The organism is Streptomyces sp. S3(2020) (assembly GCF_013044505.1).
GTDB lineage: Bacteria > Actinomycetota > Actinomycetes > Streptomycetales > Streptomycetaceae > Streptomyces.
The window spans coordinates 1-26,224 of record NZ_JABERD010000034.1 but is presented as its reverse complement, the minus strand read 5'-3'; the positions used below and the strand labels follow the sequence as shown (position 1 = coordinate 26,224).

Genomic DNA, 26,224 nt, shown 5'->3' with positions numbered 1-26,224 from the left:
CCGCCGGGCGTGAGCTCGTACTCGTAGCGCGCGAGGACGAGTTCCTCGTGGGCGGGGACGACATGCGGCAGCCGCTGTTCCCTGAACCGGTCCGCGGTCGGTCATCAGGACTCCCGGAGATCGGTGAGTGCGTGCAGGTGCGCCCGCCGCACCACCGACGTCTGCCCCTGAACCAGCAAGAACATCCCCTCCCGGACCAGCCGCTGGGCGGGATGGCGTACGTCCATGGTGCGCCCGCCGCCGGCCACGACCGCGGCGGTCGTGGCCGCCCGCATCAGGTCGTACGACCGTGTCCTGAGCGCCAGCCGTTCCTCGACGCGCTCGTGCGCGACGGGGTGATCGGCCAGCTCGTACGCCCGTCGCCGCACCTCGTCGACCTGCCCGCGGATCTCCTGGGCCGTCGCTCCCTCACCACTGGACTCCAGCACCCGCAGCGCGGCATACGTCACGCCGAACACGGCCGGTGAGGCGTTGGTGCTCCGGGGCAGGTCGACGAGGGCGAACTTCTCCTGCTGCGTGCGCAGCACCACGCTCTCCCCGGGCAGCCACAGGCCCGCCAGCTCCAGGGAGACCGTACGGGCGGCCGTGAGCGCCGCCAGCCGCATCGGCTCCGAGGCACGCACCCCCGGCTGCTCGCGCGCGTCGGCGAAGGCGAACACGATCTCGTCGGAGTCGGTCACGCCCGCGAGCAGCATCACGTCGTTCAGACCCCAGCCGGTGTACCAGGGCACGGTCCCGTCGAACCGCCAGCCGTCGCGCTCCGCCGTCGCCCGCACGGGGACGCGGGGGAACGCGCGGACATGCGCGTAGGCGATCCCGGCCAGCAGCTCACCGGCGGCCAAGGGACGCAACAGGCGCTCCCGGACCGGGAGCTGCGACTTGGCGAGCAGCCGCACCGGGGTGTGGTGCTGGGTCTGCACGAACCAGGTCGAGCAGCACGCACCGGCCAGGATCTCCTGGACCTCCCGAGCCACCGAGTCGGGGGCGCCCGCCCCGCCGTACTCCGGCGGCGCGCTCACCCCGAGCAGCCCTGACCGCCTGATCTCCGCGACATGACTCACGGGCACCTCCGCCAGGTCGACCCGCGCCGCCTGCGGGGCGAGGAGGCGGTCGGCGAGCTCCTGGGTGCGGACGACGAGCGGGTGCGGTGCGATGGTCATGGAAAAGATTCTCCCGATGTCGTCGTGCGCGGTGTCGATCCGGGGGTGAGCCGTTCGTGTAGGAGCTGAGAGAACGACACGGCACCAAGGAGGACGTCATGCAGTACTACCTGCTCAGTGTGATCACCCCGACCGACGGAACGCCGCCCGGACCCGAGGCCATGGCGGAGATCGTCCGGGACCTCGACACCTTCCACGCGGAACTGCGCGAGGCCGGCTCCTGGGTCTTCGCCGGCGGACTGCACGGCCCCGACACGGCCACCGTGCTGCGCCCCGGGGACGGCGACGTCCTGATCACCGACGGACCGTACGCCGAGGGCAAGGAGTACCTGGGCGGCATCTGCCTCATCAAGGCACCCGACCTGGACGCGGCCCTGGAATGGGGCCGGAAGGCGATGCGGGCCACCACCCTGCCCATCGAGGTGCGCCCGTTCCTGCACCAGGCCGAGGACTGATGCCACCGCCCGTCGACGTCGAGGCCGTCTTCCGCGCCGAGTACGGCCGGGCCGTCGCCGTCCTCGTCCGCTTCCTCGGCGACATCGACCTCGCCGAGGAAGCGGTGCAGGACGCCTTCACCACGGCCGTGCGGCGCTGGCCGGAGACCGGAGTGCCACCGAGCCCGGCCGGCTGGATCATCACCACCGCCCGCAACCGCGCGATCGACCGGCTGCGCCGCGAGGCGAAACGGGACGGCCGACACGCCGAGGCCGCCCTGCTCCTCACCTCTGACGCGCCGCCCGAGGAGGGCCCCGTGCGCGACGAACGGCTCCGCCTGATCTTCACCTGCTGCCATCCCGCGCTCGCGCCGCAGGCCCGGGTCGCCCTCACCCTGCGCCTCCTCGGCGGGCTCACCACACCGCAGATCGCCCGCGCCTTCCTCGTCCCCGAGCCGACCATGGCCCAGCGTCTGGTCCGCGCCAAGGCGAAGATCCGCGACGCCCGGATCCCGTACCGGGTACCCCGCGACGCCGACCTCCCGGACCGGCTGCGCGGGGTCCTCGCCGTGATCTACCTGATCTTCAACGAGGGCACGGCCGACCTGTGCGCCGAAGCGCTCCGCCTCGGCCGCCTGCTCACCGACCTGATGCCGGACGAGCCCGAGGCCACCGGCCTGCTCGCCCTGATGCTCCTCGTGGAGTCCCGCCGGGCCGCCCGCGAGGACACCGACGGCGTGCTCGTGCCGCTGCCCGAGCAGGACCGCGAGCGCTGGGACCACGCCCTGGTCACCGAGGGGCAGGATCTCGTACGCCGGTGTCTGCGCCGGAACCAGCCCGGTCCGTACCAGATCCAGGCGGCCGTCCAGGCCGTCCACAGCGACGGACCGCCGACGGACTGGACCCAGGTCCTCCAGCTGTACGACCAGCTGACCGCCCTGGCCCCCAGCCCCGTCGTGGCCCTGAACCGGGCGGTCGCCGTGGCCGAGGTCGAGGGACCGCGACCGGCCCTCGACCTCGTGGACGCCCTCGGCCTCGACGGCTACCACGTCTTCCACGCGGTCCGCGCCGACCTGCTGCGCCGCCTCGGCCGGGACACGGAGGCGGCACGGGCGTACGAGGCGGCCATCGCCCTGAGCCGGAATCCGGCGGAGCGCGCCTACCTCGAACGCCTCATACGCTGAGCGCCTCCCGCACCGCGAGCTCCGAGTCCTTGCCGCCCTCGCCGAAGGACGTGACCCGCCCGGCCTCCAGGACGTAGTACTTCTGCGCCGCCCGCATCGCGAACCCGACGTGCTGCTCGACCAGCAGCACCGAGAGCCCGCCCCGGGCGGCCAGCGCGAGGATCGTCTCCTCGATCTCGGCCACCACCGACGGCTGGATGCCCTCGGTCGGCTCGTCCAGGAGGAGGAGCCGAGGCTGCGTCACCAGAGCGCGGGCGATGGCGAGTTGCTGCCGCTGACCGCCGGAGAGCAGCCCCGCTCGCCTGCCGGACAGGGTCCGCAGCGCGGGGAACAGGTCCAGCGCCTCGGAGATCGCCTCCTTGCCGCGGCTGCGGCCGTCCGCGACGAGCTGGAGGTTCTCCGCGGTGGTCAGGTGCGGGAACGACTGCTGCCCCTGCGGGACGTACGCCATCCCCCGCGCCACCCGCTCGTGCGGCTTGCGACGCGTGATGTCCTCGCCGTCCAGGCGGATCGTCCCGCTGCCCGGGCTGAGCAGCCCCACGGCGGCCCGCAACAGTGTGCTCTTGCCCGCGCCGTTGTGCCCGAGGACCGCGGCCACGCCGTCCTTCGGCACCTCGACCGACACCCCGTGCAGGACCGTGCTGCGGTGATAGCCGACGCGGACGTCCTCGATCTGCAGCATCACGCCTCCTGTACGACGGCAGGGGCCTCCTCGGCCGCCGCGTGCCCGAGGTACACCTCCTGCACCTTCGGGTCCGCCTGCACCTGCGCCACCGTGCCCTCGCTGAGCACCTTGCCCGCGTGCAGCACGCTCACGCTGCGCGCGAAGGACCGCATGAAGTCCATGTCGTGCTCGATGACGACGACCGTGCGCTCCGCGCTGATGCGCTGCAACAGCTCACCGGTCGCCTGCCGTTCGTCGTGGCTCATACCGGCCACCGGCTCGTCGAGGAGCAGCAGCTTCACGTCCTGCACGAGCAGCATGCCGATCTCCAGCCACTGCTTCTGGCCGTGCGCGAGGGTTCCGGCGGGGGAGTCGGCGAGGGCCGTGAGCCCCACGGTCTCCAGCGCCTTCGCGACGGTTTCCGGGACGTCCTTGCGGCGCCGCAGCATGGTCCACATGCTGCGGCCCGAGCCCGCCGCGATGTCCAGGTTCTGAAGGACCGTCAACTCCTCGAAGACGGTGGCCGTCTGGAAGGTCCGCCCGATCCCGGACCGCGCGATCCGGTGCACGGGCCGTCCGAGCAGCTCCGCGCCGCCGAACCTCGCCGAACCCTGTGCCTTCACCAGACCGGTGACCGCGTCGACGAGGGTGGTCTTGCCCGCGCCGTTCGGCCCGATGAGGAAGCGCAGATCGCCGGGCGCGACGTCGAGGTCCACACCGTCGACGGCGGTGAACCCGTCGAAGGTCACCCGCAGTTGACGTATCTCGAGCCCGCTCATGCTGCCTCTCCTACGGGAATCACGGTCGCCTTCTCCCCGGTGGCCGCCCGGCGCCGCTTCAGCAGCACCGCCAGGGAGGCGAGCCCACCCGGCAGGAAGGCCAGCGCCACGATGAACAGCAGCCCCTGGAAGTAGGTCCAGGCCGCCGGGAACTCCTCCGACAGCGCGGTCTTGGCCCACGCGACCGCCACCGCGCCCAGGACGGCACCCACCAGGCTGGCCCGGCCGCCCACCGCCGCGCCGATCACGAACTCGATGGACGGCACGATGCCGATCAGCGCCGGCGAGATGATGCCGACCGCCGGCACGAACAGCGCGCCCGCGAGCCCCGCCATGCCGGCGGCGACGACGTACGCGACGAGCTTGACGTTCGCCGGGTCGTACCCCAGGAAGCGCACCCGCTCCTCGGAGTCCCGTACGGCGACGAGGAGTTCGCCGTACCGGCTGTTGATCAGCTGGCGGGCGATCACGATCAGGAGCAGCAGGGCCGCGGCGATGACGAAGTACACCATCCGCTGGTTGACCGGGTCGTCCAGGCTGTAGCCGAAGAAGCCCTGGATGTCGGTGAGCCCGTTGGTGCCGCCGGTGGTGGCCTGCTGGCCGATCAGCCAGATGGCCAGCGCGGCCGCGAGGGCCTGGCTGAGGATCGCGAAGTAGGCGCCCTTGACCCGGCGCCGGAAGATGAACAGACCGAGCAGCGCGGCGACGGCCATCGGGAGCAGCACGGTCGCCGCGAGGGCGAACAGCGGGTTCTCGAACGGCTTCCACCACCAGGGGAGTTCGGTGGCCGTGCCGTACAGCTGCATGAAGTCGGGCAGATTGCCGGGACCGGCGTCGGCGATCTTCAGATGCATCGCCATGGCGTAGCCGCCGAGCCCGAAGAACACCCCCTGCCCGAGGGTCAGCAGTCCGCCGCGCCCCCAGGCCAGGCAGATGCCGACGGCGACCATGGCCGTGCACAGGTACTTGGCGAGCAGCCCGAGCCGGAAGTCGGACAGCGCGAGCGGAGCGACGGCGAAGAGGAGGACGGCGGCCCCGGCGAAACCCGCCCACGCCCGTGCCGAGCGACCTGTCAGGAGGTTCATACGAGACTCCTCGTACGCAGCGTGTACAGCCCCTGGGGCCGCCACTGGAGGAACGCGACGATGGCGACGAGCACCAGCACCTTGGCGACGCTGACGGTCGTGGAGTACTCCAGGACCGACTGGAGCACACCCAGCACGAAGGCGACGATGACCGTGCCCTTGAGCTGCCCGATGCCGCCGACCACGATCACCAGGAAGGCGTCGATGATGACGTTGGTGCCCATCGTCGGCCCGATCGGACCGACCAGCGTCAGCGCCACCCCGGCGACCCCCGCGAGCCCGGAACCGATGAAGAAGGCCGTACGGTCGACGGCGGACGTGGAGATGCCGGACACCTCGGCCAGGTCCCGGTTCTGCACCACGGCCCGGATGCGGCGCCCCAGCGAGGTCAGCCGCAGCGTCAGCGACAGCGCGACCACGGCCGTGACCGCCAGGCCCAGGATGAACAGCCGGCTGTTGGCGAAGGTCAGCGGGTCGTCGCCGCCGATGACCGTGATGTTCCCGGTCAGCCAGTCCGGTGCCCGGGTCTGCACGTTCGGCGCCCCGAAAATGTCCCGGGCGAGCTGCTGGAGCATCAGCGAGACGCCCCACGTGACGAGAAGGGTGTCAAGTGGCCGCAGATACAGACGTCGTATCAACAGCCATTCCAGCAACGCGCCCAGCGCGCCCGAGACGAGAAAAGCGACGGGAAGAGCGACCAGCAGCGAAATTCCCGCGCTGGAAATGGACTTCTGCAGGACATACGTCGTGTAGGCGCCCGCCATGATGAACTCGCCGTGGGCCATGTTGATGACGTTCATCTGGCCGAAGGTGAGCGAGAGGCCGAGCGCGATGAGCAGCAGGACGGCACCGATGCTGATGCCGGTGAAGGTCTGACCGAGGATCACGGTCATACGGCGGCTCCGGGGAGACGGACGCCGTGGGCCCCCTCGGCGGAGGCCCACGGACGGTGACGGTCGGTCAGGAGAGGCCGGAGGCCCAGGAGTAGCCCTTGAGGAACGGGTCCGGCTTGATGGGCTTGCCGGAGTTCCAGACCTCCTTGATCTGGCCGTCGGAGCCGATCTCGCCGATCCGGGCGGTCTTGTAGACGTGCTGCGAGGCGCCGTCGACGGTGACCGTGCCCTCGGGGGCGTCGAAGGTGATGCCGTCGGAGGCGGCCTTCACCTTCTCCGGGTCGAAGGACTTCGCCTTCTCGACCATCGCCTTCCACAGGTAGACCGAGGTGTAGGCGGCCTCCATCGGGTCACTGGTCGGCTTGTCCTGGCCGTACTTGGCCTTGTACGCCTTCACGAACTTCGCGTTCGCCGCGCCCTCGGTGGTCTGGTAGTAGTTCCAGGCCGTCAACTGGCCCTCCAGGTACTGCGTTCCGATCGACTTGACCTCCTCCTCGGCGATCGACACCGAGACGACCGGCATGGTCTTGGCGGTCAGGCCCGCGGACTTGTACTCCTTGAAGAAGGCCACGTTGGAGTCGCCGTTGAGGGTGTTGAAGACGGCGTCCGCCTTCGACGCCTTCACCTTGTTGGCGATCGTGGAGAACTCCGTGGAGCCCAGCGGCGCGTAGTCCTCGCCGAGGATCGTCATGCCGTTGGCCTTCGCGTACGCCTTGATCTCCTTGTTGGCGGTGCGCGGGAAGACGTAGTCGCTGCCGACCAGGTAGAGCTTCTTGAGGCCCTTGCTCTTGAGGTAGTCGAGCGCCGGGACGATCTGCTGGTTGGTGGTCGCGCCGGTGTAGAAGATGTACGGGGACTCCTCCAGACCCTCGTACTGCACCGGGTAGAACAGCAGCGACTTGTTCTTCTCGAAGACCGGCTTGACGGCCTTGCGGCTGGCGGAGGTCCAGCAGCCGAAGGTGGCCGCGACCCCGTCCTCCTTGATGAGCTTCTGCGCCTTCTCGGCGAACGTCGGCCAGTCCGAGGCGCCGTCCTCGCTGATGGGCTTGATCTGCTTGCCGAGGACGCCGCCGGAGGCGTTGATCTCGTCGATCGCCAGCTTCAGCGAGTCGCGTACGGTCACCTCGCTGATCGCCATGGTGCCGGAGAGCGAGTTGAGCAGACCGACCTTGACCGAGTCACCGCTGACGTCGATCTTCGCGGCCTTGTCGGAGGACGAACCGGCCGCGTCGGTCTTCGCGCCGCACGCGGAGAGGGCCACCACCGCGGTGAGCGCGGCGCCGCCGGCCAGGAAACGTCGGCGGAGAATACGGGAACTGCTGGAACCGCTGGACAAACCAACCCCCTCGGGTGACTGCCTGCTGAAGTGCGGTCCACAGACTCAAGTCCTGCTGTTTCCGGGGTGTTTCACCAGACTTTCCCGGAGGCAACAAAAAACGCCCCTGGCGGCATGTGATCTGCATTCAGAAACAGAAATCACAATTCGCCCGAGGCATTCTAATTACTTTCTGTGGGAAGTATCTTGGCGGTGCCGGGGACCTGTCAAGTGCGGGAACCGTGAAGATCGAGCTCGGTGAGGACGTCGAAGTCCAGCCCGTCGGCGCGCGCCAGGTAGATCCGCTGGCGCACATGCCGGCCCCGCAGATGCATGAGCCCGCGCGGTCCCTCGTACGACACCGTCCCGGCCGCCGCCCCGATCGCCGTGACATCCAGCGTCCCGGCCCGCTTGAGCAGCGCGGCGAGCAGCAGCACACCCTCGTAACAGGATTCGCCGAGACTGCCGAGCGCGGGCGCCTCGACGCCGTAGCGTCCGGCGTACTGCCCGTGGAAGTCGAGGGTGTCCTGGTTGGCGAGCGAGGCGAAGAAACCGGCGGTGCTGTACAGGTCCTCGGTGGCCGAAGGGCCGCTCGCCATCAGCATGTTCTCGTCCATGAGGGTGCTGAGCCGCAGACAGCGCGCGGGCAGCCCGTAGGCGGCGAAGGCCCGGTTGAAGCGCACCGCGTCGCTGCCCACCAGCAGCATCAGCACCGCGTCCGCCTCCGCACGCTCGATGCGCCGCAGCACGGGCTCGAAGTCATGGGTGCCGAGCGGGAGATACACCTCCCCGTCGACGATCCCACCCGACTCGCGCGCGTACCCGTGCGCCGCCCGTGCCGTACGGCGCGGCCACACGTAGTCGTTGCCCACGACGAACCACCGGCGCACACCGCGCTCGTGCGCCAGCAGTCCCATCGCGGGCCGCAGTTGGTCGCGCGGCGTCTCGCTCGTCAGGAACACGCCCGCGGTGTGCTCGCCGCCCTCGTACAGGGCGGTGTAGACGTACGGCACCCGATGGGCGATCCTCGGCGCCAGCGCCTGCCGCACCGAGGAGATGTGCCAGCCCGTGACCCCCTGTACGACCCCCAGGTCCACCAGCGCCTCGACATGGTCGGCGATCTCCCGCGGCGAACCGCCGCCGTCCACGGGCAGCAGCCGCAGCTCCCGCCCCAGTACCCCGCCCGCCCGGTTGACCTCCTCCGCCGCCAGCTGCGCGCACAGCTCGCAGGTGGGCCCGAAGATCCCGGCCGGCCCCTGCATCGGGAACACGAGGGCCACGCCGAGCACGGAGGCGTCGGCCGTGAACCACTCGGCTGCGGGGGGATCGTGCCGGAACATGGCGTCATGATTTCGGGTCCGCCCGGTGAACTCCAGCCTGTCTCATACGATGTACGCACCCCGTGACCTAGGAGCGCGATGCCCACCTCATCTCCGCGTCAGCCCCGCGACCTGGTGCAGCTCCTGACGCGGGCCGAGCGACTGGCCGCGCGCCGCCTCCAGGCGGTCCTGGACGGGGAGGGCTGCTCGCTCGACGCCTGGCGGGTGCTCGGCCTGCTCGCCGACGGGCAGGGGCACCACATGACGGCGATAGCCGAGTCCGCCTTCCTGCCGCCGCCGACGCTGACCAAGCTCGTCGACCAGCTCGTCGACCAGAACCTCGTCCACCGCCGCGTCGACCCGCTGGACCGGCGCCGCATCCTCGCCCACCTCACCCCGCGCGGCCAGGAGTACTGGCGCCGCGTCGACCGCGCGGTCCGCGCGGACTGGCCCGCGCTCAGCGACGGCGACGACGAGCTGCTGCGCGGCCTGCTGGACCGGCTGGCGAGCACGCTCGACACGTCCACCCGGGTGTGATCACGGCGTAGCGCAAAGTTGCTCGCGTGGTGCGGGAATGCATCCGGGTGTAGAAATGGTTGGTAACTACATCCAACCGTTCGAGGCCGTGCCCAGCGGCCCGCGCAGCACCAGCGAGGCATCGTGAACCAGCCCACCCCCGAGCAGCCCGCCGACATCGTGGCCCGGCTGCGCGCGACCTTCCGCACCGGCCGCACCAAGCCCGTCGAATGGCGCACCGGTCAGCTGGGCCGACTGCGAGAGATGCTCACCGAGCACGGCACCGACCTGGCCGCCGCCCTCCACGCCGACCTGGGCAAGAGCACCACCGAGGCCTACCGCACCGAGATCGACTTCGTGATCCGCGAGATCGACCACACCCTCGACCACCTCCAGGACTGGCTGCGCGTCGAGTCCGCCCCGGTCCCCGCGCGCCTCGGCGCCGACGCCACCGCCTGGACGCAGTACGACCCGCTCGGCGTCGTCCTCGTCATCGCCCCCTGGAACTACCCGGCCCAGCTCCTGCTCGCCCCCGTGGTCGGCGCGCTGGCGTCCGGCAACGCGGTCGTGGTCAAGCCCAGCGAGATGGCCCCGGCCACCTCCGCCGTACTGGCCCGGCTGCTGCCCGCGTTCCTCGACACCGAGGCCTTCGCCGTCGTCGAGGGCGGCATCCCGGAGACCACGGCTCTGCTGGCCGAGCGCTTCGACCACATCTTCTACACCGGCAACGGCACGGTGGGCCGTATCGTCATGCGCGCCGCCGCCGAGCACCTCACCCCGGTCACCCTCGAACTCGGCGGCAAGTCCCCGGCGTTCGTCGACCGGGACGCCGATCTCTCCGTCGTCGCCGACCGGCTGGCCCGCGGCAAGTTCCTCAACGCGGGGCAGACCTGCGTCGCCCCCGACTACGTCCTCACCGACCCGGAGACCGCCGCGGCCCTGGAGCCCCTGTTCCGCAAGGCGGTCGAGGCCGTCTACGGCAGCGACGCCTCGGCCTCCGGCGAGTACGGCCGGATCGTCAACGAACGGCACTTCGACCGGCTGAGCGGGCTGCTCGACTCGGGGCGTGTCGTCGTGGGCGGCGCGAGCGACCGTACGACGAAGTACATCGCGCCCACTGTCCTCGCCGACGTCGACCCCGCCTCGCCCGTCATGAGGGAGGAGATCTTCGGCCCGATCCTCCCGATCGTCACCGTGCCCGACCTCGACGGGGCGATCGACTTCATCAACGACCGCGACAAGCCCCTCGCCCTGTACGTCTTCACCGCCTCGCAGGACACCCGCGACCGCCTCGCCGCCGAAACCTCCTCCGGCGGTCTCGGCTTCGGCCTCCCCCTGGCCCACCTGACCGTCTCCGACCTGCCGTTCGGCGGCGTGGGGGAGAGCGGCATGGGCAACTACCACGGCCGGTACTCGATCGAGACGTTCAGCCACCGCAAGGCAGTCCTGGACAAGCCCCTCGGCTGAGCAGGGTGTGTGCTGAACTGGGGCGATGCACACACGTGTTGTAGGAGTGGACGTCGGTTCGGTGGCCCTCGGCCGATTCGCCTGGGCCGCCGTCGACGCGCCCTCGCCGACCCTCGCGGATCGGGGGAACGACCCGGAGACGGCGGTCCTGGCGCTGGCCGAGGGCCTCGCGTCCGACGGCCGTGCCGCGCTCGTGCTGGAGGCGCCGATGGCCGTACCGGTCCCGGCCGGGTGGCAGGAGCTGGGCCGGGCACGCGCGGGGGAGGGCAACCGCCCCTGGTCGGCCGGAGCGGGCGCCGGTGTACTGGCCACCGGGGTTGCCCAGGCGGCGTGGCTGCTCGCGCGCCTGGCGGACATCCTCCCCGGCACGGCGGCCACCACCCGCCCGGACCGCTGGACGGCCTCCGGCGGCCCGCGCCTCCTGCTCGCCGAAGCACTGGTCTCCGGCGCCGGAAAACCCGTCCCCTCGCAGTCAGGACCGCACGCCGCAGACGCCGAGGCCGCCGCCCGCGCCCTGGCCGAACGACTGCCCGACCTCACCTCCGACGTGCACTGCGCCCCGCACCGCCCCTTCAGCCTCCTCGCCGCCGCCGCGCTCTGGGCCCACCTGGACATCCCACCGGACGAGCTCCACAGCGACGTGACGGTGGTCCGGGCCCGCCCCTACTCCGGCCGTGCGACCCCCTGAGCACCGAAGACGCCTCAACCCCACCCCCGACCCACAGGAGCAGGAGGCACGGCCCCCGACACCCGGCGAACACAGCGGGACACGCACCCCGACGACGGCTTCCGCGCCCCCGACCGGGAGGAGCGCGTGCGGCTCCCGCCCCGGACAGCCATCGACCGGCTCTGCCACACCTGTCGGTTTCGGTGGTGACCGACCCCGCCGAGCACACGCGTCTGACCCGGAGCCGCCCGCGCTTCCGGCACCCCTCGAGATCTTCGTGCGCGTCGAGTCCGAACCGGTCAGCGGACGCACGGGGTACGGCATCCGGATCGCTTCCCGAGTCGCCGACCGACGTACCGTACGGCCATGACGCGCGCCCTTCGATCCCGGCCGGTGGCCCCATGAGCGGCTGGTGGTCCTATCTGGAGGAACGGACCCGCCAGGAGGTCGACGCGGACGTGCTGCGCGACCGACGGATCACGGCGGTGAAGTCCGTGTGGGAAGCGTTGCGGCCACTGGGTCTGGGCCTGCACGACGCCGAGCGGGTGGTCCAGGCCCGCTACGAGGCTCTCGGCGACCGCGTGCTGCGTCGGCCGCCCGATCCGCTCGACGTGACGTCACTCGCGACCCGTGCGGCGGCGCTGCCCGGCCGTGTCGTCGCCGTCGAGGCTGTGTGGGACGGCGACACCGTCCACGACTGGTTCGTGGAGCTGATCGCGGTCCTGGACGACCCGGCAGGGGAAGGCCACCTGGCGACCGTCCACCACCGCCGTGACGGGGACCCGCCGAACGCCGTCGCCGCCGGAGCGGGCCGGGACCTGGCCGACCACCTCGGGGTGCCGTTCCACTTCGGCTCCCCGGACGTCCCCGACGACGAGGCCCCGCGGTGGCGGACGGTCCGGAGCCGGGGCGACCGACCCTGACCGCAGCAGATCCCGCAAAGATCCCGCAGCAGATCCGGCAGCAGATCCCGTAGAAGGCTCCACGGCTTTGGCCCAAGAGGCCCATGCCGGGTACCCGGTGATGCGACGAAGGTGGACGGCAGGCACCGTCGACCCGCACCGCGACTCCCGACCGGAAGGGGACCCATGTCCGTCGACCCCCGCCACCCGCACCCGCCCGGCGCCCTCACGGACGAGGAACTGACCTCCCTGGACGCCCACTGGCGGGCCGCGAACTACCTCGCCGTCGGCCAGATCTACCTCATGGCCAACCCGCTGCTGACCGAGCCCCTTCGCCCCGAGCACATCAAGCCACGGCTGCTCGGCCACTGGGGCACGTCACCCGGCCTCAACCTCGTCCACACCCACCTCAACCGCGTCATCAAGGCCCGCGACCTGGACGCCCTGTGCCTCTGGGGCCCGGGACACGGCGGCCCCGCCGTCCTCGCCAACTCCTGGCTGGAGGGCTCGTACAGCGAGACGTATCCGGACATCGCGCGGGACGCCCAGGGCATGGCCCGCCTCTTCGGCCAGTTCTCGTTCCCCGGCGGCGTGCCGAGCCATGTCGCCCCCGAGACACCCGGCTCGATCCACGAGGGCGGCGAGCTCGGCTACTCCCTCTCGCACGCCTACGGCGCCGCGCTCGACAACCCCGGCCTGGTGGTCGCCTGCGTCATCGGCGACGGCGAGGCCGAGACCGGCCCACTGGCCGCGTCCTGGCACTCCAACAAGTTCCTCGACCCCGAACACGACGGCGCCGTCCTGCCGATCCTCCACCTCAACGGCTACAAGATCGCGGGCCCGACGGTGCTCGCCCGGATCCCCGAGGACGAACTCGACGCCCTCCTGCGGGGATACGGCCACGACCCCCTCCACGTCACCGGCGACGACCCGGCCACCGTCCACCGCGCCATGGCCCACGCCCTGGACACCGCGCTCGACCGCATCGCCGAGCACGGCCGCCCACCGATGATCGTGCTGCGCACCCCCAAGGGCTGGACCGGCCCCGCCGAGGTCGACGGCCTCCCGGTGGAAGGCACCTGGCGCGCTCACCAAGTCCCCCTGGCCGCCGTACGCGACAACCCGGACCACCTGCGGCAGTTGGAGCAGTGGCTGCGCTCGTACCGCCCCGAGGACCTCTTCGACGACGACGGCAGCCCGAAGCCGCACGTCCTGGCATGTGTCCCCGAAGGCAGGCGCCGGCTCGGCGCCACCCCGCACGCCAACGGCGGCCTGCTCCTGCGCTCCCTGCCCCTGCCGCCCCTCGAACGGTTCGCCGTCCCCGTCGACAAACCCGGCGCCACCCTCCACGAACCCACCCGCGTCCTGGGCGAGTTGCTGGAGAACGTCATGCGCGCCACCGCCGACCGGCGCGACTTCCGCATCGTCGGCCCCGACGAGACCGAGTCCAACCGCCTCCAGGCCGTCTACGCCGCCACCGGAAAGGCCTGGCAGGCCGGCACCCTCGACGTCGACGAACACCTCGACCGGCACGGCCGGGTGATGGAGATCCTCTCCGAACACACCTGCCAGGGCTGGCTGGAGGGCTACCTGCTCACCGGCCGCCACGGACTCTTCTCCTGCTACGAGGCGTTCGCCCACATCGTCGACTCGATGGTCAACCAGCACATCAAATGGCTGCGCGTCACCCGCCGACTGCCCTGGCGCGCCCCCATCGCCTCCCTCAACTACCTGCTGACCTCGCACGTGTGGCGCCAGGACCACAACGGCTTCTCCCACCAGGACCCCGGCTTCGTCGACCACGTCCTCAACAAGAGCCCGGAGGTCGTCCGGGTCTACTTCCCGCCGGACGCCAACACCCTGCTGTCCGTCGCCGACCACGCGCTGCGCAGCCGCGACCACGTCAATGTGATCGTCGCCGGCAAACAGCCCTGCCACGACTGGCTGTCGATGGAGCAGGCCGAAGCGCACTGCGCCCGCGGCGCAGGCATCTGGGAGTGGGCCGGCACGGAGAACGGCGACCGTGAACCGGACGTGGTCCTCGCGGCCGCCGGCGACATCCCGACCCAGGAGGTGCTGGCCGCGGCCCAGCTGCTGCGCCGCCACCTGCCACGGCTGGCCGTGCGCGTCGTCAACGTCATCGACATCGCACGGCTCATGCCGGGCGACGAACACCCGCACGGGATGAGCGACTTCGCGTACGACGGACTGTTCACCGCCGACCGGCCGGTGATCTTCGCCTACCACGGCTACCCCTGGCTCATCCACCGTCTGGCCTACCGCCGTGCGGGCCACCCGCGTCTCCATGTCCGCGGCTACAAGGAGATCGGCACCACGACCACGCCCTTCGACATGCTCGTCCGCAACGACCTGGACCGCTACCGCCTGGTCATGGACGTCATCGACCGCGTTCCGGGCCTCGCGGTACGCGCGGCGGCCGTACGCCAGTCGATGGAGGACGTCCGGCTGCGTCACCACGCATGGATCCGCGAACACGGCACGGACCTCCCGGAGGTGGCGGACTGGACCTGGGACGGCTGATCCATGAGTCCGCAAAGGGACCGTCCACCGGCGGTCCCTGTGTGACACTCCGCTGATGACCTCCGAAACGATCACCGCGGATGCCGCGGGCACCTGGAAACTGGGCGACCTGACCGTCAACCGCCTCGGCCTCGGCGCGATGCGGCTGACGGGCAGCGCCGCCTTCCACCACGGCACGCCGAGCGACCGGCAACGGTCGATCGCCGTACTGCGCAGGGCGATCGAGCTCGGTGTCGACCACATCGACACGGCGGCCTTCTACTTCTCGTCGCTGCGCTCCGCCAACGAGCTGATCAACACCGCGCTGGCCCCGTACCCCGACGGCCTGGTCGTCGCCGCCAAGGTGGGCCCCTTCCGTGACTGCACGGGGGAGTGGGGCACCTCGGCCCGCCCCGAGGACCTCCGCGGCCATGTCGAGGAGAACCTGCGCCAGTTGGGCCGGGACCACCTGGACCTGGTGTATCTGCGCCGCATGCGCCAGGACTCGATCGCCGAGCACTTCGGCGCGCTGGCCGAGCTGCGCGAGGCCGGACTGATCCGCCACCTGGGCATCTCGTCCGTCGAACCCCGCCACCTCGCCGAAGCGCAGGCCATCGCCCCCGTGGTGAGCGTCCAGAACCGCTACGCCCTGGACCACCCCGACGAACTCCTGCGTATCTGCGGCGAGCAGGGCATCGCCTACGTCCCGTTCTACGCGGTGGCAGGCGTCGCGGGCGAACGGGGCGCGACCACGGACCACGACGAGGCGGTGACGGCCGTCGCGCGGGCGCACGGCGCGAGCCCCGCGCAGGTCCGTATCGCCTGGACACTGCACCAGGGCCCGCACGTGCTGGCCATTCCCGGCACCGGGAACCCCGACCACCTCGTCGACAACGTGGCGGCCGGTGCGATCCGGCTGACCGACGACGAGCTGACCCGCCTAGACTCGACCCGCACCAAGGCAGGCTGATCCGCCCGGCTCCGGCAGCGGGGCCCTACACGACCCACTCCCCGTCCCGCATGATGTGCCGACCCGGCAGCTCCCGCACCTCGTGCCATGCCTGCACCGCGCAGGGCCGCACCTCGAAGAAGGCGTACGACGGGCTGTCCTCCCGCGGATCCCACCCGTGTTTCGCGAGGAACGCCTCCGCCGCCGCGACCGGCACCTCCTGGACGGGGTGCGTCTCGACGGAACCGTCCAGGAGCACCACGTCCCGGGTGTCCGCGAACGCCAGCCGTGCCCGCCGCCGGTCCCGCAGATTGCGGCCGGTCGGGTTGGTCAGCCGGGTGGCCAGCCATACGGCCTCGGCGTGCCAGACGAACCAGAGCGGGACCATGCACGGCAGCCCGTCGGCGTCCGCCGAGGCCACCCAGATGTCGGCCTCCCGCTCCAGTCGCGCCAGCACGTCCCGTCTGCGTTCCCGACCACTGCGCGCAGGCTCGTCGATCTTCATGACCCGGACGGTAGCGATCCGGCGGCCGGCCCCGCCTCGGTCCAGAGGCCCGCTCCGGCTCGGACGTCCGCCCTAGGTCCGAGCGGGACTGGCGCCCGGCACGTTTTACGTATAACCTCTTCCGCTAACCGCGCCCTCCGAAAGGCCCCGATGAGACGCATCGCCCTGGTCACCCTCGTCGTCGACGACTACGACGAGGCGATCCGCTTCTACACCGAGGCCCTCGGCTTCCGGCTCGCCGAGGACGCCCCGCGCCCCGACGGCTCCCGCTGGGTCGTCGTGGAGCCGGGGCCGGGACAGGGCGGGGGTACCGGTCTGCTCCTGGCCCGTGCCAAGAGCGAGGCCCAGCGCGGCCGGGTCGGCGACCAGACCGGCGGGCGCGTCGGCTTCTTCCTGCACACCGACGACTTCGCCCGCGACCACGCCCGGATGAGCGCCGCCGGTGTGACCTTCCTGGAGGAGCCGCGCCACGAGCCCTACGGCTCGGTGGCCGTGTTCCAGGACCTGTACGGCAACCGCTGGGACCTGCTCCAGCCCGCCGACTGAGGACCGCACCACACTCGCCGTACCGCACCGCCCCCGCCGCACCCGTAGTACCGCACCGCCCCGCCGTACCGCCCCGTCCTGCCAAGGAAAGACGCACCATGACTGCTACGCGCGTAGACATCGAAGCCATCCGTCGGCTGCCCAAGGCCGTGCTGCACGACCACCTCGACGGCGGCCTGCGCCCCGCCACCGTGGTGGAGCTCGCGGACGCGGTCGGCCACACCCTGCCCACCACCGACCCGGACGAGCTGGCCGCCTGGTACTACGACGCCGCGAACTCCGGCGACCTGGTGCGTTACATAGCCACCTTCGAGCACACCCTCGCCGTGATGCAGAGCCGCGAGGGCCTGCTGCGCACCGCCGAGGAGTACGTCCTCGACCTGGCCGCGGACGGTGTCGTGTACGGCGAGGTGCGCTACGCCCCCGAGCTGAACACCCAGGGCGGGCTCGCGATGAGCGAGGTCGTCGAGACCGTCCAGGAGGGCCTCGCCGCCGGTATGGCCAAGGCGGCGGCCGCCGGGACCCCGGTCCGCGTCGGCACCCTGCTCTGCGGCATGCGTATGTTCGACCGTGTCGCCGAAGCGGCGGACCTCGCCGTCGCCTTCCGTGACGCGGGCGTCGTCGGCTTCGACATCGCCGGCGCCGAGGACGGCTTCCCGCCCGCCGACCACCTCGCCGCCTTCGAGCACCTGCGCCGCGAGAGCGTCCCGTTCACCATCCACGCCGGGGAGGCCCACGGTCTGCCCAGCATCCACCAGGCCCTCCAGGTCTGCGGCGCCCAGCGCATCGGCCATGGCGTCCGGATCACCGAGGACATCGTGGACGGCAAGCTCGGCCGGCTCGCGGGCTGGGTCCGTGACCGCCGGATCGCCCTGGAGATGTGCCCCACCTCCAACCTCCAGACCGGCGCCGCCACCTCGATCGCCGAGCACCCGATCACGGCCCTGAAGGACCTCGGCTTCCGCGTCACCCTCAACACCGACAACCGTCTGGTGTCCGGTACGACGATGACCCGCGAGATGTCCCTGCTGGTCCAGGAGGCGGGCTGGACGGTCGAGGACCTGCGCACGGTCACGGTGAACGCCCTCAAGAGCGCGTTCATCCCGTTCGACGAGCGCGAGGCCCTCATCGAGGACGTCGTCCTGCCGGGCTACGCGCTCTGACGCAGCCCCCGGAGATACGCGGCCTGGCCGACGTGTTCCAGATCGTCGGCCAGGACGCTGACCAGGCGGACGCCCATCGTGACCGGCGGATCCCAGTTCGTGTCCACGACCCGTTCCAGGTCCGCCGCGCTCACCCCGCGCAGCGCCTCCAGACTCTGCGCGTGGACGGCGTCGTAATAACCGGTCAGCAGCTCGGGGGAGTCGACCCGCACCTTCGCGACCTGCGCGGAGGTGTGACCGTACCCGTGGTCGCGGGGCGGCAGGTCGAGGCCGAAGCGCTTCTCCCACTCCTGGGTCAGCCACACCTGGTCGAGTCCGAAGGCGTCGGCCAGGTGGTCGTCCTGGATGCGGGTGAGGTGCCAGACCAGCCAGGTGATGGAGTTGGCGTCGGGGCGCAGGCGATGGTTGAGGTCGTCGGGGGTCAGGCCCTCGACGGCGGTATGGACTTCTTCCTGGATGCGGCTGAAACCGTCGATGAGGATGTCCTTTGCATGCATACCGTCCACCATCGCGCACCCGGGCGTCTCACGCGTCCGGAATCCAGCTCCCGTGGAACCCCAGCGGTACCCGGCCCGGCAGGTGGATCCGGGCCACCGGCTCGCCGGTGAAGTCCTGCGCGGCGAGGATCACCAGGTCGGAAGCGCCGCGATCGGGATCGTGGACGTAGGCGATCGCGTACCCGTCGTCCTCGGCCGCGCTGTGTTCGCGCGGTACGAACACGGCCTCGCTCGCGGCCGCTCCGCGCGGCAGCCGGTGGACCTGGGTCGTGCCGCGCAGCAGGTCCTGCTTGATGAGCGCGTTGCCGAACGCCCGGTCGGGCGGGTTGCCGTCGACCGCCATGTAGGCCACCGTCATCTCCGCTGATGCCGCCGCGTAGCCGTAGCGGTGCCTGCGGGACACCAACGCCTCGTTCACGCGCGGGAATTCCTGTGGGCGGTCGTCGAGGGTCCGGGTCCGCACCCGGCCGTGGCGCAGGTCGATCGTCCAGCGGTCGAGCCTGGGGGTGCCCGTGCTGTAGGGGCCGCCCGAGCCGTTGCCCGCGACGAGGAAGGGGGCGTCGAAGTTCGTCGTGTCGACGACGATGTCCGTGCCCTCCTCGTACGCGTTGAGGGTGTGCGAGTAGTAGACCGGGTCGACCTCGAACCAGCGGACCGCACCGCCCTCGCGCGGCAGCACTCCGACCCGGGCCGGGTGCTCGTCGTTCCAGACGTACGGGACGATGTCCCCGCGCTCGGCCGCCGCCGGGTCGAAGGTGACCGGCATGTCGAGGATGATCACGTGGTGCTCGGTGAGGGCGAAGTCGTGGATCATCGGCGCGTCCGCCACCGGGATCCTGGTGGTGCGGGAGACCCGGCCCGTCGGATCGACCACCAGGTGCCGGACATGGTCCCAGGTCGGGTAGTAGGCGATGGCGTGCAGTTCACCGGCGTGGACGTCGAACTTGGTGTGCGCGGTGAGCGGGCCCTTCAGGGTGCCCCGGAAGTCGTACGTGCCGACGGTGCCGAGCTCGTCGTCGAGTTCGTACGGCAGCGGTCCGCTCTCCTGGAGCGTGAGGATCCGCCCCCGGTAGGGGATCACATGGGTGTTGCACGGGAAGTCGTCCGGCGGCACCGGACGCGGGTAGGGCTCGCCGAGTTTCCTCGCCACCTGGGAGGAGCGCACCCAGCGGTTGCGGTACCACTCGGCGCGGCCGTCGCGCAGCCGGACGCCGTGCACCATGCCGTCGCCGAGCATCCAGTGGTGGGCGCGCGGGTCCTCCAGGCCCAGGACGTTGGGGCCGTTGCGCAGATAGCGGCCGTTCAGATCGTGGGGGACGCGGCCGGTGACCGGCAGGTCGAAGGCCGTCAGTTCCTCCGTGACCGGCTCGAACGCGCCCTCCAGGAAGGGGAAGCGCCGCGCGGTGGGCACCTGGGGAGCCGCGGCGACCGCCCGCGAACCCGCCCCCGCTCCGGTGCCGACCAGTCCGCCCGCCGCCGCGATAGCCGCCGTGCCGCGCAGCACGTTCCGTCGTGTGTGATCCGTCATCTCCCGTACTCCTGACCGTAGTTGTCGTGAGGGACGGTCACGAGTCTGCGGTGGCGGACGGGCCCGGTCAGGAGGGGTGGACCCCGTCCCGGGGTGTACCTACGCCCCCTGTTTCCAGCAGTTCCATCAGCGCCCGCGCGGCCGGGCTGGTGGCCTGCTCGGGCGGCAGCAGGGCGACCGTCTCGTACACGGTCTCCCCGGTGCCCTTCACGGGGAGCGCGGTCAGCGACGGGCGCTTGTGCCGGAAGTGGCGCGGGACGACGGCGACGCCCAGGTTCTCGTCGACCAGGTCGAGGAGGCTGTGCACGTCGTTCACCTCCAGCGCGACCGCCCGCCGTACGCCCGCCGCGGCGAACGCGGCGTCGGTGGTGCGGCGCGGGCCCCAGTCCGGATGGAAGTCGACGAAGACCTCGCCGCCGAGGTCCTCCGGAGTCACGGCCGCCCCGGCGCGCGCGAGCCGGTGGTCCGGGTGGCACAGCACGGTCATCGGCTCACCGGCCAGCGGTACGACCCTCAGCTGGTCGGTGTCCTCCTGGGCCGTCCGCACCGCGAAGGCCAGGTCGAGGCGTCCGGCGGCGACCTCCTCGGCGAGCGCGCCGGAGCCGGCCTGCCGCAGACAGATCTCCACGTCCGGGTGCCGTCGCCGGAACGTGGCCAGCAGCCCGGCCACATGCACCCCGGCGATGCACTGCTCCGACCCGAGCGCGAGCATCCCGCGCAGCACGCCCTGCACCGCGGCCACCGCCTCATGGGCCGCCCGCACCTGCGCGAGGACGCGCTCCGCCTCGCCCAGCAGCGCCCGGCCCGCGGGTGTGAGCGTCACCCGCCGGGTGGTCCGCACGAACAACGGCGTCTGCAGCTCCCGCTCCAGTGCCCGGATCGAGGCCGAGAGCCCCGACTGGGACACCAGCAGTCGCTCGGCCGCCCGGGTGAAGTGCTGGTCCTCGGCGACCGCGACGAAGTGCTGGAGATGTCGGAGTTCCATGACGCAGAAGCCTACTCAGAAACCTGTCCGCTGAATTCCATCGGATTCTTCTGTTGGACCAATGCCCCCAGGTCGCGAAAGAGTGGAGGGCGGTAGTGGACACCGGTTCTCAGGAAACCGTGGTTCTCAGGAAACCGTGCCAACCCCTCTGGAGTCGCGTTGTACACCGCACACCCCGACCGCTACACGGACATGCCCTACCGGCGCACCGGACGCAGCGGCCTGAAGCTTCCCGCGATCTCGCTCGGCCTGTGGCACAACTTCGGCCCGGCGGACCGCACCGTGGAGACGCAGCGCGCGATCCTGCGCCGCGCCTTCGACCTCGGGGTCACCCACTTCGACCTGGCCAACAACTACGGCCCGCCCCCCGGCGCCGCCGAGTCCGCCTTCGGCGAGGCCCTGAAGTCCGACCTCGCCGCCTACCGCGACGAGCTGATCATCTCCACCAAGGCCGGCTATCTGATGTGGCCCGGCCCGTACGGCGAGTGGGGCTCCCGCAAGTACCTGCTGTCCTCGCTGGACCAGAGCCTGACCCGGATGGGCCTGGACTACGTCGACGTCTTCTACTCGCACCGGCCCGACCCCGAGACTCCGTTGGAGGAGACGATGGGCGCCCTGCACTCGGCCGTGCAGCAGGGCAAGGCGCTCTACGTCGGTGTCTCCAACTACTCCGCGGAGCAGACCCGCGAGGCCGCCCGGATCCTCGGGGAGCTCGGCACCCCGCTCCTCATCCACCAGCCGCGCTACTCGATGCTCGACCGGCGCCCCGAGGACGAGGGCCTCCTGGACGCCCTGGACGAGCTCCAGGTCGGCTCGATCGTGTTCTCCCCGCTGGAGCAGGGCCTGCTCACCGGCCGCTACCTCGACGGCATCCCGGAGGACTCGCGGGCCGCGAGCGACAGCCCGTTCCTGAACTCCGACGCGCTCACCGAGGACCTGGTCGCCCAGCTGCGCGAGCTGAACGACATCGCCGAGTCCCGCGGCCAGACCCTGGCCCAGCTGGCCCTGGCCTGGGTGCTGCGCGGCGGCCGGGTGACCTCCGCCCTCGTCGGCGCGAGCAGCCCGCAGCAGATCGAGGACAGCGTCGGCACCATCCGCAACCTCGACTTCGACGCGGACGAGCTGGCCCGTATCGACGCCGTGCTCAAGAAGTAAGCCGCTCCTGGAGGCGGACGGTCACGGTGTCGCCCGCCTCCTTCCCGATGGCCCTGCGGACCTCGGCCTTCACGGGCAGCTTGTGCCTGCCGTCGCCCAGGGCCATGAAGGAGCTGCGGAACGGATGTCCGTCGATGGTCCCGCTGACCTTGACCAGGCCGCGGGTCCCGAAGAACACGGCGGACTCGGGCCACACGAGATAGGTCCAGCCCCCTTCGGCGGGGCTCTTGACCAGCTCGGCGGTGAACTGCCGGTCCAGCTTCTCGGTCGTACTCATGACGCTCGCCCTTCGGTCGCGGTGGTCTCCCTTCAAGAGACCACCGCGAGCGCGAAAACTCATCACGCCCCGGCGGGCACCCGGTCCAGAAATCCGTACACCGAGCGGATACGGCCCTTCTCGTCCAGCGCGATCACGTCGAAGCCCGCGACGGGCGCGCTGCCGTCGGCCTCGTTCACCAGCTCCCAGGAGAAGCGCACGGTGTCGTGATGGCCGTCCACGACCGCGGTGGGGTAGAAGACGAACCCCGGGAACTGCGCGTGCGCCGCCGCGATCACCGCGGCGATCTGCTCATGGCCGCCCACGTCGGCCAGGGGGTCGGTGTAGGTGCCGTCCGGAGCCCAGGCGGCGGCCACCGCTTTGGCCAGGGTCTCCCGGTCGTTGGCGTTCCAGGCCTCGAAGTAGCGGGCGACGGCACTCTCGTAACGGTCGGTGGTGGCGGGCATGCGAAATCAGCCTCCGTCGAGGTCGTATCTGCTGGTCAGGACCCGGGCCCCGGATGTGGTGACCCGGTACCGCAACCTTGCCCGTCGCAAAGCGGACCGTCGATTACCCCCGGGGTAATGCCATCGGCCGCCGCATTTCGGCCAACTCTCCTGGTGAATATGCCAGGAGACTGGCCGGAAAGTTGTGGTGACAGTGTTTCAGTAGTGAACATACTCATCTGACAGGGCATTCACATCCTGCGAGGGTGTCATCACGCACCGCACATGAGCCGCGATGTCCGCAGCACGAGAGCCGCACCGAAAGCGAGGCAAGCCGAGAGGCGCACTACGCACCGGGGGAGTGAACGTGCACGACGAATTCCTGTGCCATGTCACCGCGTACGGAACGTGCGAGGGGAAACGTATCGGCGTACCCCTGGGCAGCTACCGGGCTCCCACCCTCGCGCTGGCGCTCTGGTGGCTGCGCGACCGCGCCGCCTGGATCGCCGAGCGGCTCGACCCGCAGCCCGACGCCGAGCACTTACCGGCGGGCGCGCTCGTCCCGGTCGCCGACACCGTGCCCGATGTGCCCGCCGTGCTGCGCGCCTGGTGTGGGGACGACGCCCAACAGGAGCTGGTCGCCGACGAGTTGGCGGCCGGACGGCTGATCAGGATCGCCACCAGCGACGAGACCACCGAGTACGAGCTGCTCGCCGAGTCGGTGGACGCCCTGCGGATGCAGCGGACGATTCCGGCGCTGGTCGTCTCCGTGGGGTGAGCCCCTGGAGCGACGCCGGGCGCACATGTGGGCGAATCGGTAGAATTTCGGCATGGCAGAGCGGCCGAACGCTCCGACCGCGCCTGAACTCGTCCTGGAGACCGAGACGGGCTCCACGGTGATGAGTCCGGGCCGCGACTACCACGTCGGGCGCGATCCATCGAGCGACATCGTGATCGACGACGCCCGGGTCTCCTGGCACCACGCGGTGCTGCGGCCCGAGGCCGACCACTGGACCCTGGAGGACGAGCACAGCACGAACGGCACCTACACCGACGGCCGCCGTGTCGAGGAGTGGAGTGTCGGCCCGGGCAGTGTGATCCGCTTCGGGAGCCCCGCCGACGGCCCCAGGGCGGTGCTGACCAGTACGGCGCCGGCGCCACCGGAACGCCCCTCGGCCGTGTCGATGCCCGGTCTCACCGGCACCTTCCGGCAGCCCACCACCGTCCGTCCGCTGCCCTCCCGGACCGTCCGCATCGGCCGCGCCGCCGACAACGACCTCGTCATCGACGACCTCGTCGTCTCCCGCCGGCACGCCGAACTGCGCGCCCACCCCGACGGCACGTACGAGATCGTCGACCTGGGCAGCCACAACGGCACCTACCTCAACGGCGGCCCCGTCACCCGTGCCCCGCTCGGTCCCGGAGACGTGGTCGGCATCGGCCACTCGGCGTTCTGCCTGGTCGGCGACGAGCTCCAGGAGTACGTCGACACCGGCGAGGTCTCCCTCGACGTCCAGGATCTGAGCGTCGCCGTCGACCGCGGCCGCAAGACACTCCTCGACCAAGTGTCGTTCCCGGTGGGGGAGAAGTGCCTGCTCGCGGTCGTAGGCCCGAGCGGCGCGGGCAAGTCCACCCTCCTGGGCGCCCTCACCGGCCAGCGCCCCGCCGACCACGGCACCGTCCTCTACGACGGCCGCGATCTGTACCGCGACTACGCCGAACTGCGCCAGCGCATCGGCCTCGTCCCGCAGGACGACATCCTGCACGCCCAGCTCACCGTCCGCGCCGCGCTGTCCTACGCCGCCGAACTGCGCTTCCCGCAGGACACCGCCAAGGCCGAACGGCAGGCCAGGGTGGAGGAGGTCATCCGCGAACTGGGCCTGGAACAGCGCGCCGACCAGCCCGTGCACAGCCTCTCCGGCGGCCAGCGCAAACGCGTCAGCGTCGCCCTGGAACTGCTCACCAAACCCTCGCTCCTCTTCCTCGACGAGCCGACCTCGGGCCTCGACCCCGGCATGGACCGCTCGGTGATGCACATGCTGCGCGGCCTCGCCGACGACGGCCGCACCGTCATCGTCGTCACCCACAGCGTCCTCAGCCTCGACGTCTGCGACCGGCTCCTCGTCCTCGCCCCCGGCGGGCGGATCGCCTACTACGGCCCGCCCGAGGACACCCTCGCCTACTTCGGCTACGAGCAGTGGCCGGAGGCCTTCGAGGCCTTCGAGCGGGACCAGGGCCGGGACTGGGCGGGAGAGTTCCGCACCTCGCCCCTGCACCGGCAGTACGTCTCGGAGGCGACCGGGCAGCCCCGGGTGCCCAGATCCGGACCGGTCGTCATCGCCCCGCCGCCCAGGCCCCGCAGCCGCGGCGCCCAGCTCGGCACCCTGATCCGCCGCTACGCCACGGCACTGAGTGCCGACCGCACCTTCCTGGTCATCATGATCGCCCTGCCGTTCGTGATGGGCGCGATGGCCCGCGCCCTGGCCGGCAGCAAGCTGACGCAGGAGACGGCGATGAACGCGCTGCTGATCCTGTGTGTCGGCGGCGTGCTCACGGGAGCGGCCAACGCCGTGCGCGAACTGGTCAAGGAACGGGTGATCTACCAGCGGGAGCGGGCCGTGGGCCTGTCCAGATCGGCCTATCTGTTCTCCAAGGTCGTCGTCCTCGGCACGATCACCGTGCTCCAGGCGGTCGTGCTGACCCTGGTCGCCCTGTTCGGCGTCGACCTCAACGCGCCGGGCGGCGAAGGCGTGTTGATGCCGCCCCTTGTCGAGATCACCGTCGCCGTCGCCCTGCTGGCGTTCACGGCGATGATGCTCGGCCTGCTGGTCTCCGCGCTGGTGCGCAAGGAGGAGGTGACGATGCCGCTGCTGGTCCTGCTCGCCATCGTCCAAGTGGTGTTCTGCGGCGCCCTGCTGAAACTCGACGGGGTGCCGGGCCTGGAACAGCTGTCCTGGCTGGTGCCCTCACGATGGGCGCTCGGCGCGATGGCCGGCACCGTCGGGCTCGCCCGGATCGTGCCCGGCGAGCTGACGGGGGACCCGCTGTTCCGGCACTCGGCGGGGGTGTGGCTGCTCAACGTGGCCATGCTCGTCGTGCTGTCGGTCCTCTTCGGCTACGTCGTGTCCCGGCTGCTGCGCCGGCACGAACCGGCCGTACTGCGGAAGTAGGCGCGCGCGATGGCGACCCAGGTCCACGGGAGGCCGTGATGGCGACCCCCGGCTTCCGGCCCACCCACGTCGTCCCCCAGCACGGCATGCCGTGCTGGGGGACGACGTGGGTGGGCCGT

26 protein-coding genes are annotated in these 26,224 nt (G+C 71.1%); 13 read left to right on the top strand and 13 right to left on the bottom strand.

What is annotated here, in order from left to right:
* Positions 1-104 precede the first annotated feature (104 nt).
* Entirely contained in the window at positions 105-1,160 is a 1,056-nt protein-coding gene (locus HLK59_RS14030) for an acyl-CoA dehydrogenase family protein (RefSeq protein ID WP_171141731.1), read from the bottom strand.
* A gap of 98 nt (positions 1,161-1,258) precedes the next feature.
* On the opposite strand from HLK59_RS14030, the gene HLK59_RS14025 reads away from it, so the two are divergent.
* The gene (locus tag HLK59_RS14025; protein WP_171141730.1) at positions 1,259-1,615 is read left to right on the top strand and encodes a YciI family protein; all 357 of its coding nucleotides are present in this window, start codon (positions 1,259-1,261) and stop codon (positions 1,613-1,615) included.
* Positions 1,615-2,778, top strand: a complete 1,164-nt coding sequence (locus HLK59_RS14020) for an RNA polymerase sigma factor (RefSeq protein WP_171141729.1) — start codon at positions 1,615-1,617, stop codon at positions 2,776-2,778. Before HLK59_RS14025 ends, HLK59_RS14020 begins: the two co-directional genes overlap by 1 nt.
* Here the strand turns inward: HLK59_RS14020 and urtE are convergent.
* The 6 genes from urtE to HLK59_RS13990 all read right to left on the bottom strand — a co-directional run bounded on the left by urtE (position 2,768) and on the right by HLK59_RS13990 (position 8,854).
* Entirely contained in the window at positions 2,768-3,460 is a 693-nt protein-coding gene (gene urtE / locus HLK59_RS14015; RefSeq protein ID WP_171141728.1) for an urea ABC transporter ATP-binding subunit UrtE, read from the bottom strand. The two genes, HLK59_RS14020 and urtE, sit on opposite strands and share 11 nt — an antisense overlap.
* On the bottom strand, positions 3,460-4,221 hold the full coding sequence (gene urtD, locus HLK59_RS14010) for an urea ABC transporter ATP-binding protein UrtD (protein WP_171141727.1): 762 nt from the start codon (positions 4,219-4,221) through the stop codon (positions 3,460-3,462). The genes urtE and urtD overlap by 1 nt, the downstream gene beginning before the upstream one ends.
* Positions 4,218-5,306 carry an urea ABC transporter permease subunit UrtC gene (gene urtC / locus HLK59_RS14005; protein WP_171141726.1) on the bottom strand — a complete coding sequence of 363 codons (1,089 nt, stop codon included), beginning with the start codon at positions 5,304-5,306 and terminating at the stop codon, positions 4,218-4,220. The genes urtD and urtC overlap by 4 nt, the downstream gene beginning before the upstream one ends.
* Complete coding sequence (urtB, locus tag HLK59_RS14000; RefSeq protein ID WP_171141725.1) at positions 5,303-6,199, bottom strand: urea ABC transporter permease subunit UrtB; 897 nt, start codon at positions 6,197-6,199, stop codon at positions 5,303-5,305. Before urtB ends, urtC begins: the two co-directional genes overlap by 4 nt.
* Before the next feature lie 67 nt (positions 6,200-6,266).
* Positions 6,267-7,508, bottom strand: coding sequence for an urea ABC transporter substrate-binding protein (gene urtA, locus HLK59_RS13995; protein ID WP_171141760.1), 1,242 nt, complete (start codon positions 7,506-7,508; stop codon positions 6,267-6,269).
* Between the two features lie 233 nt (positions 7,509-7,741).
* On the bottom strand, positions 7,742-8,854 hold the full coding sequence (locus tag HLK59_RS13990) for a substrate-binding domain-containing protein (RefSeq protein WP_171141724.1): 1,113 nt from the start codon (positions 8,852-8,854) through the stop codon (positions 7,742-7,744).
* A gap of 78 nt (positions 8,855-8,932) precedes the next feature.
* Between HLK59_RS13990 and HLK59_RS13985 the strand changes: the two genes are divergently transcribed.
* The 6 genes from HLK59_RS13985 to HLK59_RS13960 all read left to right on the top strand — a co-directional run bounded on the left by HLK59_RS13985 (position 8,933) and on the right by HLK59_RS13960 (position 15,875).
* Positions 8,933-9,370, top strand: coding sequence for a MarR family transcriptional regulator (locus HLK59_RS13985; RefSeq protein ID WP_171141723.1), 438 nt, complete (start codon positions 8,933-8,935; stop codon positions 9,368-9,370).
* Between the two features lie 123 nt (positions 9,371-9,493).
* Positions 9,494-10,816 (top strand): aldehyde dehydrogenase family protein, encoded by a 1,323-nt coding sequence (locus HLK59_RS13980; protein ID WP_171141722.1) that lies wholly within the window; start codon positions 9,494-9,496, stop codon positions 10,814-10,816.
* Positions 10,817-10,841: 25 nt separating this feature from the next.
* A complete protein-coding gene (locus tag HLK59_RS13975) occupies positions 10,842-11,504 on the top strand; it encodes a hypothetical protein (protein ID WP_171141721.1) in 663 nt (220 codons plus the stop codon).
* Positions 11,505-11,884: 380 nt separating this feature from the next.
* Positions 11,885-12,406: a hypothetical protein gene (locus HLK59_RS13970; RefSeq protein ID WP_171141720.1), complete on the top strand. Its 522-nt coding sequence runs from the start codon at positions 11,885-11,887 to the stop codon at positions 12,404-12,406.
* A 165-nt stretch (positions 12,407-12,571) separates the two neighbouring features.
* Complete coding sequence (locus HLK59_RS13965; protein ID WP_171141719.1) at positions 12,572-14,926, top strand: phosphoketolase family protein; 2,355 nt, start codon at positions 12,572-12,574, stop codon at positions 14,924-14,926.
* A 55-nt stretch (positions 14,927-14,981) separates the two neighbouring features.
* On the top strand, positions 14,982-15,875 hold the full coding sequence (locus HLK59_RS13960) for an aldo/keto reductase (protein WP_171141718.1): 894 nt from the start codon (positions 14,982-14,984) through the stop codon (positions 15,873-15,875).
* Between the two features lie 25 nt (positions 15,876-15,900).
* On the opposite strand, the gene HLK59_RS13955 is transcribed toward HLK59_RS13960, so the two are convergent.
* Entirely contained in the window at positions 15,901-16,359 is a 459-nt protein-coding gene (locus HLK59_RS13955; protein WP_171141717.1) for a pyridoxamine 5'-phosphate oxidase family protein, read from the bottom strand.
* A 150-nt stretch (positions 16,360-16,509) separates the two neighbouring features.
* On the opposite strand from HLK59_RS13955, the gene HLK59_RS13950 reads away from it, so the two are divergent.
* Positions 16,510-16,905 carry a VOC family protein gene (locus HLK59_RS13950; protein WP_171141716.1) on the top strand — a complete coding sequence of 132 codons (396 nt, stop codon included), beginning with the start codon at positions 16,510-16,512 and terminating at the stop codon, positions 16,903-16,905.
* A 98-nt stretch (positions 16,906-17,003) separates the two neighbouring features.
* The gene (locus tag HLK59_RS13945; RefSeq protein WP_171141715.1) at positions 17,004-18,068 is read left to right on the top strand and encodes an adenosine deaminase; all 1,065 of its coding nucleotides are present in this window, start codon (positions 17,004-17,006) and stop codon (positions 18,066-18,068) included.
* On the opposite strand, the gene HLK59_RS13940 is transcribed toward HLK59_RS13945, so the two are convergent.
* The 3 genes from HLK59_RS13940 to HLK59_RS13930 form a co-directional block, all read right to left on the bottom strand.
* Complete coding sequence (locus HLK59_RS13940; protein ID WP_171141714.1) at positions 18,056-18,565, bottom strand: DUF664 domain-containing protein; 510 nt, start codon at positions 18,563-18,565, stop codon at positions 18,056-18,058. The two genes, HLK59_RS13945 and HLK59_RS13940, sit on opposite strands and share 13 nt — an antisense overlap.
* Positions 18,566-18,593: 28 nt before the next feature.
* On the bottom strand, positions 18,594-20,093 hold the full coding sequence (locus HLK59_RS13935; RefSeq protein ID WP_171141713.1) for a carotenoid oxygenase family protein: 1,500 nt from the start codon (positions 20,091-20,093) through the stop codon (positions 18,594-18,596).
* A gap of 67 nt (positions 20,094-20,160) precedes the next feature.
* Complete coding sequence (locus HLK59_RS13930; protein WP_171141712.1) at positions 20,161-21,078, bottom strand: LysR substrate-binding domain-containing protein; 918 nt, start codon at positions 21,076-21,078, stop codon at positions 20,161-20,163.
* Positions 21,079-21,237: 159 nt separating this feature from the next.
* Here HLK59_RS13930 and mgrA point away from each other — a divergent pair, with 159 nt between their 5' ends.
* The gene (gene mgrA, locus HLK59_RS13925) at positions 21,238-22,233 is read left to right on the top strand and encodes an L-glyceraldehyde 3-phosphate reductase (RefSeq protein WP_171141711.1); all 996 of its coding nucleotides are present in this window, start codon (positions 21,238-21,240) and stop codon (positions 22,231-22,233) included.
* Here mgrA and HLK59_RS13920 read toward each other — a convergent pair.
* Both HLK59_RS13920 and HLK59_RS13915 read right to left on the bottom strand, forming a co-directional pair.
* Positions 22,223-22,510, bottom strand: coding sequence for a DUF1905 domain-containing protein (locus tag HLK59_RS13920; protein WP_171141710.1), 288 nt, complete (start codon positions 22,508-22,510; stop codon positions 22,223-22,225). The genes mgrA and HLK59_RS13920 overlap by 11 nt on opposite strands.
* 62 nt (positions 22,511-22,572) lie before the next feature.
* Positions 22,573-22,956, bottom strand: a complete 384-nt coding sequence (locus HLK59_RS13915) for a nuclear transport factor 2 family protein (RefSeq protein ID WP_171141709.1) — start codon at positions 22,954-22,956, stop codon at positions 22,573-22,575.
* 346 nt (positions 22,957-23,302) lie between these two features.
* On the opposite strand from HLK59_RS13915, the gene HLK59_RS13910 reads away from it, so the two are divergent.
* Positions 23,303-23,713 carry a hypothetical protein gene (locus HLK59_RS13910; protein ID WP_171141708.1) on the top strand — a complete coding sequence of 137 codons (411 nt, stop codon included), beginning with the start codon at positions 23,303-23,305 and terminating at the stop codon, positions 23,711-23,713.
* Between the two features lie 52 nt (positions 23,714-23,765).
* Positions 23,766-26,105, top strand: a complete 2,340-nt coding sequence (locus HLK59_RS13905; RefSeq protein WP_171141707.1) for an FHA domain-containing protein — start codon at positions 23,766-23,768, stop codon at positions 26,103-26,105.
* Positions 26,106-26,224: the final 119 nt, after the last annotated feature.